Here is a 14,732-nt window from a genome sequence, read left to right on the forward strand (position 1 = left end):
AGCCAGCTTCGCTCCCAGCCTGCCTCGCTGTTCGCCCGATGATGCGCTAATTTGTCCCTGCAATGGGTACAACTTAGCCCTTTAGATTGCGACAATGCAAGCGCAGGCCTATAACAGGCAATTGCCAAGGCAGGAATAAACGCGGAAGACATCAGTGAAAGAGCGGAGGATCAAAGGAATCCGCGGCGCCCTTCCTATCGGTTAATACCCAACAGCGATGCGGGTTTTCACGTTTTTTGGAATGAAGATATGTCTGCGCAGAGAAGTTCGAAACTCTAGGGCTTGCTGGCTACTGGTCCGTTGAGGATCTGGTTGACGGGGTCGGGCAGTTCTTGATCGGCGTTCTTCAGCAGAAGGCTTACCTCCCACATCTCTCTGTCGGAGAGGACGTGCGTGAAAGATGGCATACCCGTGAGACGGATGCCATTGGCCACGATCCAGTAGGTGGAACCGGCCTCATCGTCGCTGACGCCAACTACTCCATGAGGACCATGTTTTTTCCAGAGCTGGGGAGCAGCGGGATACATGTGTTTTGCAAGCAGGGAGTCATGGCCAGGGATGCCGTGGCACATCGAGCATTGAGCCTGATAGATATGCGCGCCTTCTTCGAAGACATCCTCACTGATACCGAAGGGAGCAGGTTGCATCTGGCGTTTGATGCGCGCCTTCAGAGGCGTCTTGACCACCTGTCGTTCGAAGGGGAAGGGCGCATCGGCGACAGCGACCGGATGCGGACCGAATTTGAGGTACAGGAAAAACCCAATGGCGAAAAGAACGATTGTGACGGCGACTCCCAGAAAAAACTTGCCAATACCTTTATTGCTTCGAGCTTTAGCCATTTAATTCATTTCCTTGATGCGACAGAGGCCGCGCTCTACACGGCGGCTGAGTTCCTGAGAGCTTGACGCTCAATCCTGATGGTTTGGGTTCCAGATACCACGCTATATACGGCTCCCCGTTTGCTAGTTTACCTTTCCCGTATGAAGCTCATCACGGTTGCCGCTCTCATCCTCGCTCTCGCGCCGCTGTCCATCGCCGCTCAAGCTCCCTCGAAGCAGGGTGGCGACACTGCGATGGAGCCTGCTAAGCCGCCTGTCCCGCCTTCGAAGAGCATCAATGTATCCTTCGAGGGAAAGACCATCACTCTCACGATTGAAGAGTTGCTCAATCTGCCGCAGGTTACTCTGCACGTGCACAACGCGCATCGCAACACCGATGAGACCTACACAGGGCCGTTGCTCGCCGATGTGCTTGCTCGCGTGGGGCTCAAGGCCTCGCGCGAGACTCAGCCGCTCATCCTGCATTCGAGCCTCATTGCCACGGGTTCCGACCACTACTTCGTTCTTTACTCGGTTGCGGAGGTCGAGCCCAGCTTCAGCACGGGCCAGGTCATTATTGCGGTGATGAAGTCCGGGCTGCCCAATACGGAAGGCGGCGCCATCGAGCTGATCAACACCGTCGACGCGAAGCCCGCTCGCTGGGTTCATGGTCTTACCGATCTCAACATCATGAGCATCGCTCCCAGCAAATAACCATCAGCAATCGAAAGCAGTCCATATAGGTAAGCATGGGCTGAGAGGCGTAAGAAACAAAGCCACGCCTGAGCTCTCTAAGATACGTAGCCTCCGTCACGGTACTTGCGGAGCAGGGAATCTTTCTGATTCCACAGGAGGAACGCTCGCCAACGTGGGGCAAAAGGAAAATCTTTGCTACAATTGAATCAACGGAACGGTGACAGTTTCGTGGTTCGCGGTCGTCTGTAGAAGCAGGCGAAAGTGTGGACAGCAAGGAATTTAGTACACTCTGTAGCTTGCAGAAGTTGACGCAAACCAGAGGGGACGTAGCTCAGTTGGTTAGAGCGCTGCCCTGTCACGGCAGAGGTCGCGGGTTCGAGCCCCGTCGTCCCCGCCATCATTCTAAAGAGCTTAGAATGATGAGTGACCCCAAAAAAGACAAAGGTCGCGGGTTTGATATGGGTGCAATAAGCACCTTACCCCTCAATTTGAGGGTGTGATTCACCCTTCGTTTCACCCAGATTTGGAACCATCATCCTTACAACCTTGCTTTGTGCAGCCCGCTTGTTCGAGGTCGTCGCCTGCGTGTACACCTCAAGCGTGATCCTGCTGTTGGCGTGCCGTAAAAGCTCCTGGACCGTCTTCACATCTTCCCCATTGGCCTTGAGCAGTGTGCCGAAGGTATGGCGGAAGGTATGCCAGCCGATTCGTTTATGGATGGCGACTGCCTTCGCAACCGGACGGATATGCCGCTTCATCAGGTTGTCCGGCCAGTACGGTTGTTTACCCCGCATGGACTCACTGGCGAAGACATAATCGTCAATCAGTGGATAGGCGCTCTGGCGACGCCAGCGCAACAAGTCCTCCGCCATATAACTATCCAGCGGAACCGGCTTGGCTGATGCCTCCGTCTTGCAGTCGCCCACCACCTGATGCCAGATGGAACGGGTCACATTGAGTTCAAGATTGTCGAAGTCCACATCTCGCCACCGCAGGGCCAGAAGTTCGCTAATGCGAAGTCCCGTCCCGGCGTCCAGCAAAACGAGCGTCCGTTCCCGAACACCGAGTTTGCCGAGCAGGAGTTGAATTTCGAAGAGTTCCAGAACATCGGGAATGCGCTCTCGCTTCGCGCTCTGTCGAACGAGCTTGATCGGGTTTCGATCCGACCATTCGTATCGCATCGCGTGTGTGAAGAGTGCGCTCATGAGATTCCGAATCTTGGCTCGTGTGCCTTTCGCCCGCTTGATGCCGTCCAGCCAATCTTCGACTGCGACGGACTTCACTTGGTCGAGCGTGTGATCTCCCCAACGCGGAAGAATCCAGTTCTCCAGATTGCATTCATAGGCAGACCGCGTAGAGAACGCTTTTCTCCCGTTACGATCACCGGCCAATTCCTTCAACCTGTAATGCGCAACGAGCATCGCGACTGTACTCGGACCGGTTCCTGCCTGCGGGGTTTCTTGGTTGGCGTCGATGCGCAACGCTTGTGCTGCTTTGAGAGCTGATGCTTCATTTGCGAGTGTATCGACTGTGCCGACGATTGCCTTGCGGTACTTGCTCTTGCCGTCGGTTCCAGTCTCATACCACCGAAAAATCCATACATCAGGCCCGCTCCGCCGTTTTTCGCGTCGCACGCTTCCTTGTTGATACCGTGTTCGCCTTGACATGTCTTCTCCTGTCTCAGGCGTAACGGATGGCTACATCTAGGTTACCGCTACGCCGGGCAGAGGTCGATAAGTTTGTTGGCTCTAGCTCGCCATTTGATGGTCGATCCACCGTTCGATCTCTGAGAGCCGAAAGCGCCAGAGCTTACCTATGTGAACGCCGCGTACGATTCCCTTGCGTGCCAACTTTTGTAGGGTCTTGGGATGGATCTTCATAATGGACGCTGCTTCGTCGGAGTCTAGCAACGGCTCCGGAAGTTCCCGCACTGTAACTACAGGCTTTTTAACGCTACGGCTTTCGATTTCTGGAAAGTCACGATCGTCTGAATATGGAAGCATACCGCCTCCTTATCGAAAGGATTTCGGAACTTCATCTGAGAAGCGTCCTCGATGGTCAGAGGGACATCCCCTGAAGGCATTTGCTGAACGATTGCTGCGAAAGCCATACAGCATCTCCAAAGGTGGAATGACGGCATCGGAAGATGCCGGGAAATATGCCTAGCCTCTCTCGGCAGAAGAGTCCTGTCCAATACTTTCCATTTATCGGGTGATACGTTTTACGTATCACTTCGGGACGACTTCGTCGAAAACAGGCATCTCCCCTCGGAGCGTAATTATGGCCAAAATGGATTTTTCTGTTGATAACTGGCACCTGTATTGACAGAATTTCCACAGGTGGGGATGCGGTTATCCGCTCGTTTGAAGTCGGGCCGAGCGCGCTCCCTCCGTCGAGCAGTGCGCTATGTATGAATGGGCCGAGCTTCGCCATTTCAGATATTTGCTGACAATCCTTGAGAGACAGGGATTCCGAGCTGCTGCGGAGGAGTTGCGCACCGCGCAACCCAATCTCAGCGTTCAGGCTAGGCAATTTCAGGAGAACGCTTCGGTTCGGCTCTTTCGCAAGATGAAGGGCGGCCGTATTCGGCCCACGGAGACCGGCGTTGCCTTCAAGGTCTTAGCCCGGCTCTTGCTGGAAACACGCGATGAAGTGATCGATGCACTCATAGCGATTGAGCGCGGTGAGATTCGTTCCGTCCGATTTGGATGCACTCCCTTGGTTGAGCAGGGACTGTTTCAAACGTTTTGCGATCTACACAAAGAGATTCTCCCCATATGCCCAGTGCGGCCAACGCACGGAGACGCGGCGCATCTGGCGGAAGAAATACTCTCGGGGACTGTCGATGCCGCCTTTGTGACGTTGCCCTTACGTCATCCGGATTTATACATCGAAGAATTGCGGCGAGACCGGCTCGTCGTCTGTTTGAGGAGAGACGATCCACTTGCCGCGAAAGCTTCTTTACAGGCTACAGAGTTGCAGGGCAATCTTGCAGTCCTGTATCACCCGCAACGTCATCCCGATGCCCACGCACGTTTGCAGGAACTCCTTAAAGATGCTGGTGTGCAGCTCAATGATTACTCGTGCGCCTCCCATCCTTCCGAGATGCAGTCGCTGGTAAAAGGGGGACATGGCTTGGCGCTACTCCGGGAGGGAACAACCCTCGATGAAGAGTTGACGACCCGCCCCATTGCCGACGTGGATTGGACTGTGGATACGGCCTTCATCTATCACAAAGTGCGTCATCCGAAGACCGTTCCAATCCTGGTGAAGCGGCTCATGAAGCACCTCTCTCAGAATGGCAGGGAGGTGGCTCCCAACAAACTATCCGTCCCCTTGCAAACCCCTATCTCAAACGGAAAGCGTCCTTCGCGACGTGCTACAGATGGTCCGGTTCAGATGACACTCCTGGGTTAGAAGTTGAAGCATCAACGCGAGATAGAACGAGGTGATACTTCAGAGCTATCGCCCGATAAATAATATGTATTGGACGCGACCCAGGTGCGAGCCTAATCATCACGGCATATTCCCGACTGAGAGCAGTCGATGGAGGAGCCGATGTCCCGTAGATACCGCGTCGTTATCCCAGGTAATTCAGCCCGCCTTGCCAAGCGATTGGCACAACCCTTTTCTAAACGAAACCTGCTCTGCGTAGTGCGCGCGATAGCGCCTGCTCTGCTTGCGCTTACGCTCTCGAGCGTCGCTCATGCGCAAGGCACGATGGACTTTTCCGGAGCACAGACCCTTATGGGAACCTTCAACAAGCGTTTCGCATACGTGGCCGTGTCGCGGGGATCGCATGATGCCCATATCTATACCGATAATGTGGCGTCTCTTGTCGAGAAACTGTCTCATGACGTAGTCAAGTCGTCCGCACTCCAAACCGGACAGCAACTTGCTACGGACCAAAGTGCGTCATTCCAACTGTAGAGCGCCATGCTTGCCGTCATGGTTAGCCGCCTAGTCTCGCCGAAACTTTCATGCGAATCTGAATTCGTCGCTTGCTAAGACCTCAGTTGCTAATCAAACTGATGAATCTTGCGAGCTAAACTTGTTTGCATGGTGGATCGAGCATTGATAGCGAGGCGCATTAATAACGGACAGTCAGAGTTGTGGTTTGGGGGCAATGCAGAACAGCGCCTCGTACTGGCAACAAACAATATCGTCTATTCGATACGAATGCACTGCACAACCGGGGAATCTGAGGCATTTCACGCGGCCTTTGCTACCGGTGAAGCCGCGGTGCCTCCGGCGGTTGTTTCGGAGCTTGCCGCTGAATTTGGGCTCTGACTCACGAGGGCACAACGAAAAGCGCTTCGCTCATTAATGAAAGGTTGATCACAGGAGTATCACTCACCTTTGAGGAAGACAGTAAGCCATCGGTCAACCGAATCGAAAGTCCCGGCTTCAATTCGCTCCCAAAAGCCTTGCCGCCTTCGTAGTTCCGTATCACTACTCTTTCATTCATCGGCAACATGGAAGAAGATGTCACTGACGCAAACCAAGCTCGCTCGCCGCGAGCTACGAGCAGCGTCACTTGGGTACACGAAAGATGACCATCCGGGTCAAGAGTGGGTAGCGACTGCCAATATGGTTGGCAGAGAAGCTTCACGGAGCAGTGGCGGCAATTCTCGCGAGTAGGATTCGCTCGTACCTCGATGGCAGGCACCGAGAGTGCTTGGGACTTCGTTACCGATGACTTCTTGTTGCTTCCGTTCTTGAACCGCATACGACGCCCTGATGGATCGATCCCGCACTTCCAACTCGTGCTGGACAGCACGAATCTGACCGGTTCGGCGGTAAAGAGAAGTATCCTCGCGTGGCAGGTGATGGATTAATTAGTTAAAGGTGTGCCGTAGCTTGGAGTGTAGACCATGAGGGACTGCTGCCTTACTCCGTTAAGTCGGTAGACTTCCGTGGTGTAGCTGACTGGCGCGGGAGCGTCGAAGATGCCGCTGCGAAAACTGATGACCCAGGTCGATTTTCTTATCGGGTGCCCACGAGAATGCAATGCGTGGAGCAAAGTTCAGAAAAGTGCTGGGGGACGTTTGGAAGGAGTACCGCAGTCCGCTGGACATTGTGAACCGTGGCGTGGGTTTGATTGTGTCTTAGGCATAGAGGGCAGCATTTGGAACTGTGCCCAAGTCGGTGCCAGGCTGCTCTGTGATCCTAGTGGGTTCCGGACAGGCCACGGTGCAGGTGCAGACGAACGGCGCCACGCCTGCCGGAAACATTTTGGCGATCACCGGTCGAAGTGGCGGACTTCTCCAGGCTGCCCATGTGCAGTTTGGATGCACCTGATGTTGCCATTACCGCATCACAGCCGATGCTTTATCTAAATCAGAATGCTACCGCTACCAGTGCGATCAACGTGACTGCGCAGAATGGCTTTGGAGGTGGTGTAAGCTTGATTGTCCCCGACTTGCCGAATGAAACAACTGCTTCCTCCTCGCCTGCCACAACGACGGCATGGTAATCCGTTGCACCTCGGCAGCCAGTTGCTCCACTTGCGCACGGTCCTGCTATCGGCAGAGGTTACCTGCAGCGCCAGAAGATGACCTAGCGTGTCCACCGCACCGAATCCTCCGGATATGGTGCGACAAAACTCCATTCCTCATCGCTTACGTTACTCGGATACCCGGACTGCTTCGTTCCCATCCCTCCATCTACGGAACCAAGGAGCCGTTCGAAAAGTAGTTAACTTGTTCCAAGGCGACAACAGGCTCTAGAAATTGACTCGCTTTCAAAATCCCAAAGAGGTTTGGAATAAATTGCCATCTCCCGTGTTTTATTAGACAGCAGTTTGATGCAAAACAGGGAGCACTTCCAATGGCAGGTAAGACACAGGCACCGGAGTTCGAGCAGATAACAGTCGAGCAGGCAAAAGCGATCCGCGCTGAGCGGACCCTAAACCGTAGAAGATTTATGGCCGGGCTTAGTCTTGCTGGCGCTGCGGGGAGTATGGCACTTCTGGGCGGATGCGGTAACTCGCACTCGAACGGCTCATCCACCGTGATGGCGGCCGGCCCTTCAGAGACCGATGTTCTGAACTTCGCACTGAATCTCGAGTACCTTGAGGCAACGTTCTATTCCTTTGCGACTCAAGGTACCGATCTCCCCTCCAACCTTACCGCGGGCAGCGGAGCCATCACTGGAGCTCCAAGCGCAAAGATTGCATTTCCCAACCAGCAGATCACCGATATCTTCAACGAGATCTTCTTCAACGAAATGTCTCATGTAGCCGATCTGCAATCGCTGATCGGCAGCGGCCATGTTGCACGGCCAGCTCTGGATCTATCGGCAGCCGGAGCCGTCACGTCGGCCAACATCATCACCATCGCTCGCCAATTTGAGGATGTAGGCACAACAGCCTATGCGGGAGCCACCGCTCTGCTGACCGGAACGAACCTCGCCTATGCGGCGCAGATTCTGGCGGTAGAAGGCTTCCAGGCAGGCGCATTGCGTCTGATCTCCATTCAGCAGTCAGCCCCCTTTGCCGCAGCCGACTCTCTGGATGTTCCGACCAGCGATCCCGGCGCGGAGGTACTGGCGACCCAGGGTCCAACCGCAGCCGGTGGCTTCTTCGCTACCTCCAGCACAGCCACGGCAACAACCTCTGTGCCGCTCGCAACAGCTTTCACGCGTAGCACCTCGCAGGTCCTTCAGATTGTCTATAACGCTGCTGGCAAGACCGGCGTATCCAAAGGCGGCTTCTTCCCCGCAGGCTTGAATGGAAATATTGCGACTAGCTAGTTGTAATATTTCCATTCGACAGAAGGGTCTGATACTCCGCCGCTCGCGGCATAAGTCATGGGGATGAGTGAGTACATCACTCAATCAGTTTAGATACCCCGCTGCTTGCGACGGGGTTCTTCATTGAGACGCAATGTGCACAAGGACGGCTTAGATTATTAAGGTGACAAATTTCTCGCTTTTCCCTCCACTTGCCTGTTCCTCTCAGCGTCCACTCCTGTTTTGTATCCCATATGCCGGTGGGAGCGCCGGGGCGTATCGAGACTGGTTATCTGTGGCTCCTCCTTGGTTGGATACTTACGCTATAGAGTTGCCAGGACGCGGACGCCTCATGAAAGAGCCGTTTGTAAATTCACTCCACGCTCTTGCGCAGATGATCGCGGAGGCAATTACTCCTTTTACCAACAGGCCGTATGCGATCTTTGGACATAGCATGGGTGCCTTGCTCGCATATGAAGTCACGGCAGAATTGGTATCCGCAAGCTATCCAGGGCCTGTCCAGCTTTTTGTCTCGGGAGCACGTCCGCCCTTTGTTCCCCAAAAGGATCCAGATATTAGCGCCTTCCATGATGCCGCGCTCCTCGATCACCTAAGCCAATTAGGTGGCACCCCGGAGGAGATCTTACGGGATAGAAGCCTCATGCAGTTCTATCTGCCTGTTCTACGCTCGGACTTTCGACTCGTCGAGACGTATAGACCCCACAAGCCGCACCAGTTCCAAGTTCCGCTAACCGTGTTGTTTGGGGAACAAGACCAAGCGACACCGAAGGCTGACATGCGGTTGTGGCAGCTTGTGACAACTGGAGATTTCACTTCACGTAGCTACTCTGGTGGCCACTTCTTTTTCTCAGATAGGCATGTGATTCAAGATGTATATAGCAGTTTGAAAGGTTTAGAGCCCAAATCATATCAACCAGTGGAGAAAAAATGGCGTGAGCTCTAAAATATCAAGTACGTTGATGGGAACTATTGTTCCCGCAGGAATTTATTGCTCCGAGCAGGTTGGACGTTTGTCGGGCAGCCTGCTTCCAGCAGAGGAAGAACTGCTTGGACCAAGAACAGTGGACAAGCGGCGCATAGAGTTTGCGGCAGGTCGTACATGTGCGAGAGGAGCCCTTCGCTTGCTTGGTAGACCGTCAGCCCCACTCTTGCAGGGCAAGCGGCATGAGCCACTATGGCCAGAGGGTGTAGTCGGTAGTATCACCCACTGTAAAAACTATTGTGCTGCGGCGGTTGCAGGCACTAAAGCTTATGCCACTATAGGCATTGATGCCGAGCCGAATGAGCCGCTTCCTGCAGGAACCCTCAAACTAATCGCACGCCCGAGGGAACTAGCGTGGATTGCAAGTCGCAAGGAGCAAGATGTCTGCTGGGATCGCTTGTTGTTCAGTATCAAGGAAAGTATCTATAAAGTCTGGTATCCATTAGAGAAATGCTGGCTAGAATTCGATCAGGTAGAAATTCAAGTCCATACTGGAACGCAAACCTTCCAAGCGATTGTGCTTCGCAACGCCCCCTCCTGCCCGAGTCTCCTAAGAGGTGCCTTTCTCAATACCGGTTCACACCTTCTAACTTGTGTCTCAGTGCGTGCCCCTGTTTGTAGTCATTAGAAAAAAGAGGGCTACGTGCAGAATGCTGTGGACTGCGCTACCAATGACCCGGAATAGCGGGAGCACAAATGTTCGAGCTTATCTGAAAGGATAGTGTTGAACAATCTAACGTCGAGCTTAGTATCAGTTTCTAAATATTTTCGCCATTGTGGCGATTCCCTGTAGTGTGCGCCGAGCATTTCAAATACCGATGACAAGATCTCCGAGTGCCAATGGAAAAGCGTTGGAAGGTTATAGAATTGCTGAAACCTGAAGGAGGAAGTCCAACTGCTGGCGCAGGATTTGTCTGAGAAAGGTAACTAATTCGCAAGCGGCCTCAAAGAGGCTACGTTCGTGAGCATCAAAGATAAAGCACTATAGTCGACCAACCCCATACTCCTGAGGGGATAACGGCTTTAGTCAATTGCAGTCTCGTCTTGTCGTTTCTACAAAAACATGTTGGTTTCAAGTCTGTGGAAGGGATTTCCCACCGTAGCTTCCTCGATAGATTGTCAGCGACGCTCATTCCCGTTTTATCCCAGCTGCCCAATTAGTAAGTCGTGACTGTGAAGCACCATCCTTGCCGAGTCCACTCGACGGCCTAGATTACAACACTCCTGGCCCCCACTTGGTCTGGCTTCATGCATAGCCCGTGATGCACGGGAGAGTTGTACCTGTGTACTTCGCGATCCTTACGCCAAGAAATTTTACCAGTCATTTTAAGATAAGCGGTTGCATGACTGAAATAAAAAGTCGACCTCTAAAAGCGAGTGATATAGAAGATCTTAGCGCAGTATTGCTGACGGTATACCCAAGGGTATGAATCTCATAAAAATTAAAACGATGCTCATCTCCGTCTTCCAAGGGGGATATCAGCAGGACCACCCAATCGTCATCATTTCGCGCTAGATCGGAACCGATCGGTCCGGCTTTTCCCAACATTTTCCACGCATGGAGAACATGTTGGGAATAAAAGCCAGACTGAGTTGTTTATATCCTTAGACAGCAGACGCCAAACAAGCTTCTTCCACCATGTCGTATGGGCTCAACAAAACCTAACCTGCGATGTTCATTGCATCAAGGAGGAAAAATGTCACAACCCCCTGTTTTTGCAAACGACAAAGAGATATACGGACTTACTAGGTGTCTTCACTAGGGGCAATTGGTGGAATCGTTGTTGTGTCACGTATCAGCGGAGGGCATGGCTCAATTATTAGATAACTCTATGTCTAACACGAGGCTCAGGGCAATCCGGCAATCGGTGCCTCATTGCTCGGCAAGTAGCGCCAGTTTTACCGGTGCCTCCCCAAGGTATTACTGCTTACCGGAAAGGCTGACTCTTTCGGCAAGTTTTCGTTGAAGGAGCTGGATCAATTCAATGTTTGCTTATTTTATTAGGAAAATGCCATTTCGATTCACGCTAGCGATTATTGTAGGCGTCATCAATGGCGTTTCTGCAGTGGGCGTGATCGAGGTGATCAGTCAAGGGGCGGTGCAGAGGAATCATTTGCCAAGTCTGGTTTGGACATTTTTCGGACTTTGTTTTGTGCAAATTGCCAGTCGCATATCGTCAGAAATTCTGCTGATCAGCCTAACGCAGGATATGATTCTTGATTTCCGTGTGAAATCATCCGTAAACCTTTTGGAATCAGAATATAAAAAGCTTGAATCGATAGGAAAGCCTGGATTGACTGCGATGCTCACATCGGACATCGATATGCTCACTCAATCTGCACACCTTGTACCAAACGTCATTGGCAACGGTATTGTCATAGTTTTTAGTCTTTGCTATGCCGCTTTTCTATCGTTGAGTGGCTGTTTGATACTCCTTTGCTTTCTGGCGGCAGGAGCCTGTATTTACCATATACTCGAGCGCCTGCCCCGAGCACAAATGGAGCAGGTGCGCGAACAAACAGATGTCCTCTATGGAAATATTCGGGCAATCCTGGAAGGACTCAAGGAGCTTCAACTTAGCTCTCGGAGGAAAACCTACTTTCTCGACAATGTCTTTATTCCATCCGTCCAAAGGTTCCGTTCCCTCTATTCGAAGGCGATGATAGGGTACTCCTTCGCCGTGAATATTGGAGGGATGTTGTTCATTATTGCCATAGGCTTTCTATTTTTTTTGTTTCCCTTTTGGCTGAAAATTGGACCCGCGGTAAGCATTAGTCTCTCGTTCTTATTGCTTTACCTGATTCAGCCTGTCAGCAATCTTGTCGGATCCTTGCCTGATTTGCGACGGGCTGAAATCGCTATGCTCCGGCTGCGACATCTGAACGTAGACCTCGCAGCGCATCGGGAGCAGAGTGTGGATGAGCCTTCTGGCGACATATTTTTACCAAAAGCTGGCGGGGCGGAGGCGTTGATTTGCTTTGTGGATGTATGTCACCAATATCCAAGCCAATCAGACGATAAGACGTTCATGCTCGGCCCGCTGAACCTGTCAATTCGCGAGGGTGAAGTGGTCTTCGTTGTTGGTGGTAACGGGAGTGGCAAGACCACGCTCGCTATGTTGATTCTCGGGTTTTACGAGCCACACTCCGGCCATATTGAACTGAATGGCCAGATCGTTTCTAACTCGCGAAGGGTGCACTACCGAAATTTATTTTCCGCCGTCTTCGCAGATTTTTACCTTTTCGATGAAGTACTGTCTGGCGAACACGATTCGAACATGGTGTTGGCACAGGAATATCTGAATAAATTCGATCTAACCCATAAAGTTGAGATCAAGAAGAACCGTTTTTCGACTACAAAGCTATCGACGGGACAGCGCAAGCGCATGGCTCTTGTCTCGTCTTATCTGGAAGATCGCCCCATCTATCTGTTTGATGAATGGGCTGCAGATCAGGACCCCGTCTTCAAGAAGGTTTTCTATACCGAGCTTTTGCCGGAGCTTAAGAAAAGAGGAAAAACTATTATTGTCATCTCTCATGACGATCAGTATTTCAACTGTGCTGACCGTGTGATCAAACTTCAAGATGGCGTGATTAAACCATTATTGGACAGCAAGGTCAGCTAAAGATTTCACGTAAGAAGGTTTAAAGCGCGGTTAGACAGACGGACTGCGGGTTCGCAGCTTTCTGATTCGATTGAGTCTTTTGCTTGTATCTGCAAATACTCAACTCATACCTTTAACAATATGAACTCGGCAAAGGAAATGTCATGCAACGTCACATGCTAAAGTCAAAAATTCATCGAGCCTTCGTTACGCATAGCGAACTGCATTACGAGGGCTCCTGTGCAATCGATGAACACCTGCTGGAAGCCGCAAATATCATTGAAAATGAGCGCATCGATATATGGAACATCAATAACGGTGAACGGTTTTCCACTTATGCGATCAAGGGAGAACGCGGGAGCGGCATGATCTCTCTAAACGGCTCAGCTGCAAGGCGGGCTCAACTCGGAGATCTGCTCATCATCGCAGCATTCGCGACGGTTGATGAGGCAGATATTGAAAAGGGATGGAAGCCTCAGCTGGTTTTTGTGGATGACAAAAACCAAATCAAAGGGCTTCGAGATCATATTCCTGTTCAAGACTGGGATTAGTCTAAACGAGCTTGCCGCCGTATATAGTGACTCAGCTCAAAAGCGCAGAGATTGATGCAATCTCACTGCATCGTGCTTTGTGTCGAAGTCGACTTTAACCATAGGTGTCACGGATTGTGGCACCTATGAAGTGTTCATCCATTCAAGGTAAAACATGACATCAGGTAATCACCATTCTTTGAGCGTCTTTACCGTAATCCCACGAACGCCGGACTCGCTATGTCATACGCAGGATTCTTTGGCGTTAGCACAGTGGAGTGACGCAAACAGCTGTTGCGGCATGTTGTTATTCACCGGCACGAGTACCCCCGTTGAGCCGTGGGTCCTTGCGCAGTCAATCATCGCTACATCGAAGCACCTCGAACCTATCATTGCGGTCAATCCGGCCCATATGCATCCGTTTATGGTGGCTCGAATGATAACGTCGATTGCTCAAATCTACCAGCGCAAGGTGCATCTTAATTTGATCGCCGGTACTTCGATAGGTGAGCTTTCCGCGCTTGGAGATACGACGAAGCACGAGGACCGTTATCGCAGGCTCAATGAGTATAGTGAGATTCTACTTTCACTTATTTCTAGCAAGCGTCCCGTAAGCTCGAAGGGCGACTTCTATCAGGTAAATAAATTACAGCTGCTGCCAGCTGTGCCGCAGAAGCTGATGCCAGGATTGTTTGTTGCGGGCCATTCTGTATTCGCTGCACAGATCGCAGATCGCATCGGTGCCAGTCGTATGCGCATGCTACCTGTCCAATTTGATGAGTTGAAAGGTGTGCCCGCCGCACTTCACTTCGGTGTTGTGACCAGGGATAGCTGGAATGCTGCCAGGGATGCGGCTATCGAACTGTTCCCTTATGACGATTTAGGGCCTGAGATGCTGGACGTGTCAATGCAAAACACGGATGCAACCTGGAAGCGCGGCCTTCATGCCGAACTCAAGCGTGGAGAAAGTAGTGTGCCAACCGTTCCGGGGGTATGGCTGCACCCCTTCCGAATGGGGCAGTCCGATTGTCCTTATCTGGTGGGAGACAGGGAGCAGGTTGCTGACATCCTGGTCAATTTGGCTCAACAGGGCAACTCGACCTTTGTTATCGAAACATCTGTTAATACGCGAGAATTGAATGAGTTGGCTATTGTCATGTCGATGGTTCGTTCCAGACTGACTTAGCGGGAATATTTAGCAGCGATGCGTGTTTTTATGACAGGTCGATAGGTAAGCATTTTGCATGCGTAGCCCATTGATGCCGATTGCGATGCAAGCATTATCGAGATGCAAGGGAAGAACTTCTATGCGTTGGACCATCACTGACGCCACTAAGCAGAGGGGTGA

15 protein-coding genes and 1 tRNA gene are annotated in these 14,732 nt (G+C 51.9%); 12 read left to right on the top strand and 4 right to left on the bottom strand.

The features are described from left to right. Positions 1 to 275 precede the first annotated feature (275 nt). The gene (locus HDF15_RS21195) at positions 276 to 839 is read right to left on the bottom strand and encodes a cytochrome c (protein WP_184259221.1); all 564 of its coding nucleotides are present in this window, start codon (positions 837 to 839) and stop codon (positions 276 to 278) included. A 141-nt stretch (positions 840 to 980) separates the two neighbouring features. Between HDF15_RS21195 and HDF15_RS21200 the strand changes: the two genes are divergently transcribed. Beyond that, a complete protein-coding gene (locus HDF15_RS21200) occupies positions 981 to 1,532 on the top strand; it encodes a hypothetical protein (protein WP_184259223.1) in 552 nt (183 codons plus the stop codon). A gap of 302 nt (positions 1,533 to 1,834) precedes the next feature. Next, positions 1,835 to 1,911, top strand: a tRNA-Asp gene (locus HDF15_RS21205). 79 nt (positions 1,912 to 1,990) lie between these two features. Here HDF15_RS21205 and HDF15_RS21210 read toward each other — a convergent pair. The 3 genes from HDF15_RS21210 to HDF15_RS21220 all read right to left on the bottom strand — a co-directional run bounded on the left by HDF15_RS21210 (position 1,991) and on the right by HDF15_RS21220 (position 3,624). After that, on the bottom strand, positions 1,991 to 3,181 hold the full coding sequence (locus HDF15_RS21210; RefSeq protein ID WP_184259225.1) for a site-specific integrase: 1,191 nt from the start codon (positions 3,179 to 3,181) through the stop codon (positions 1,991 to 1,993). A gap of 81 nt (positions 3,182 to 3,262) precedes the next feature. Further along, a complete protein-coding gene (locus HDF15_RS26485) occupies positions 3,263 to 3,517 on the bottom strand; it encodes a helix-turn-helix domain-containing protein (protein ID WP_184259227.1) in 255 nt (84 codons plus the stop codon). Then, a complete protein-coding gene (locus tag HDF15_RS21220; protein ID WP_184259258.1) occupies positions 3,451 to 3,624 on the bottom strand; it encodes a hypothetical protein in 174 nt (57 codons plus the stop codon). The genes HDF15_RS26485 and HDF15_RS21220 overlap by 67 nt, the downstream gene beginning before the upstream one ends. Positions 3,625 to 3,920: 296 nt before the next feature. Here HDF15_RS21220 and HDF15_RS21225 point away from each other — a divergent pair, with 296 nt between their 5' ends. The 10 genes from HDF15_RS21225 to HDF15_RS21270 all read left to right on the top strand — a co-directional run bounded on the left by HDF15_RS21225 (position 3,921) and on the right by HDF15_RS21270 (position 14,570). Next, positions 3,921 to 4,931 (top strand): LysR family transcriptional regulator, encoded by a 1,011-nt coding sequence (locus tag HDF15_RS21225; protein ID WP_184259229.1) that lies wholly within the window; start codon positions 3,921 to 3,923, stop codon positions 4,929 to 4,931. Positions 4,932 to 5,072: 141 nt separating this feature from the next. Continuing rightward, positions 5,073 to 5,444 carry a hypothetical protein gene (locus HDF15_RS26025; RefSeq protein WP_260331223.1) on the top strand — a complete coding sequence of 124 codons (372 nt, stop codon included), beginning with the start codon at positions 5,073 to 5,075 and terminating at the stop codon, positions 5,442 to 5,444. Positions 5,445 to 6,172: 728 nt separating this feature from the next. Then, entirely contained in the window at positions 6,173 to 6,352 is a 180-nt protein-coding gene (locus HDF15_RS21235) for a hypothetical protein (RefSeq protein WP_184259231.1), read from the top strand. Between the two features lie 325 nt (positions 6,353 to 6,677). Continuing rightward, a complete protein-coding gene (locus HDF15_RS21240) occupies positions 6,678 to 6,815 on the top strand; it encodes a hypothetical protein (protein ID WP_184259233.1) in 138 nt (45 codons plus the stop codon). Positions 6,816 to 7,343: 528 nt separating this feature from the next. After that, positions 7,344 to 8,267 carry a ferritin-like domain-containing protein gene (locus HDF15_RS21245; protein WP_184259235.1) on the top strand — a complete coding sequence of 308 codons (924 nt, stop codon included), beginning with the start codon at positions 7,344 to 7,346 and terminating at the stop codon, positions 8,265 to 8,267. 163 nt (positions 8,268 to 8,430) lie between these two features. Beyond that, the gene (locus HDF15_RS21250; protein WP_184259237.1) at positions 8,431 to 9,210 is read left to right on the top strand and encodes a thioesterase II family protein; all 780 of its coding nucleotides are present in this window, start codon (positions 8,431 to 8,433) and stop codon (positions 9,208 to 9,210) included. A gap of 16 nt (positions 9,211 to 9,226) precedes the next feature. Then, the gene (locus HDF15_RS21255) at positions 9,227 to 9,877 is read left to right on the top strand and encodes a 4'-phosphopantetheinyl transferase (protein WP_221314553.1); all 651 of its coding nucleotides are present in this window, start codon (positions 9,227 to 9,229) and stop codon (positions 9,875 to 9,877) included. Between the two features lie 1,357 nt (positions 9,878 to 11,234). Further along, a complete protein-coding gene (locus tag HDF15_RS21260) occupies positions 11,235 to 12,875 on the top strand; it encodes a cyclic peptide export ABC transporter (RefSeq protein ID WP_184259241.1) in 1,641 nt (546 codons plus the stop codon). 143 nt (positions 12,876 to 13,018) lie between these two features. After that, positions 13,019 to 13,405, top strand: coding sequence for an aspartate 1-decarboxylase (gene panD, locus HDF15_RS21265; RefSeq protein ID WP_184259243.1), 387 nt, complete (start codon positions 13,019 to 13,021; stop codon positions 13,403 to 13,405). 280 nt (positions 13,406 to 13,685) lie between these two features. Beyond that, positions 13,686 to 14,570 carry an LLM class flavin-dependent oxidoreductase gene (locus HDF15_RS21270; RefSeq protein ID WP_184259246.1) on the top strand — a complete coding sequence of 295 codons (885 nt, stop codon included), beginning with the start codon at positions 13,686 to 13,688 and terminating at the stop codon, positions 14,568 to 14,570. Positions 14,571 to 14,732: the final 162 nt, after the last annotated feature.

This window comes from Granulicella mallensis, from assembly GCF_014203225.1.
In the GTDB taxonomy this organism is placed as follows: Bacteria; Acidobacteriota; Terriglobia; order Terriglobales; family Acidobacteriaceae; genus Granulicella; species Granulicella mallensis_A.

Bases quoted from the DNA above. Each gene is read 5' to 3' on its own strand.
- HDF15_RS21195 (WP_184259221.1), bottom strand. From the start codon at position 839: ATGGCTAAAGCTCGAAGCAATAAAGGTATTGGCAAGTTTTTTCTGGGA.
- HDF15_RS21200 (WP_184259223.1), top strand. From the start codon at position 981: ATGAAGCTCATCACGGTTGCCGCTCTCATCCTCGCTCTCGCGCCGCTG.
- HDF15_RS21210 (WP_184259225.1), bottom strand. From the start codon at position 3,181: ATGTCAAGGCGAACACGGTATCAACAAGGAAGCGTGCGACGCGAAAAA.
- HDF15_RS26485 (WP_184259227.1), bottom strand. From the start codon at position 3,517: ATGCTTCCATATTCAGACGATCGTGACTTTCCAGAAATCGAAAGCCGT.
- HDF15_RS21220 (WP_184259258.1), bottom strand. From the start codon at position 3,624: ATGGCTTTCGCAGCAATCGTTCAGCAAATGCCTTCAGGGGATGTCCCT.
- HDF15_RS21225 (WP_184259229.1), top strand. From the start codon at position 3,921: ATGTATGAATGGGCCGAGCTTCGCCATTTCAGATATTTGCTGACAATC.
- HDF15_RS26025 (WP_260331223.1), top strand. From the start codon at position 5,073: ATGTCCCGTAGATACCGCGTCGTTATCCCAGGTAATTCAGCCCGCCTT.
- HDF15_RS21235 (WP_184259231.1), top strand. From the start codon at position 6,173: ATGGCAGGCACCGAGAGTGCTTGGGACTTCGTTACCGATGACTTCTTG.
- HDF15_RS21245 (WP_184259235.1), top strand. From the start codon at position 7,344: ATGGCAGGTAAGACACAGGCACCGGAGTTCGAGCAGATAACAGTCGAG.
- HDF15_RS21255 (WP_221314553.1), top strand. From the start codon at position 9,227: ATGGGAACTATTGTTCCCGCAGGAATTTATTGCTCCGAGCAGGTTGGA.
- HDF15_RS21260 (WP_184259241.1), top strand. From the start codon at position 11,235: ATGTTTGCTTATTTTATTAGGAAAATGCCATTTCGATTCACGCTAGCG.
- panD (WP_184259243.1), top strand. From the start codon at position 13,019: ATGCAACGTCACATGCTAAAGTCAAAAATTCATCGAGCCTTCGTTACG.
- HDF15_RS21270 (WP_184259246.1), top strand. From the start codon at position 13,686: ATGTTGTTATTCACCGGCACGAGTACCCCCGTTGAGCCGTGGGTCCTT.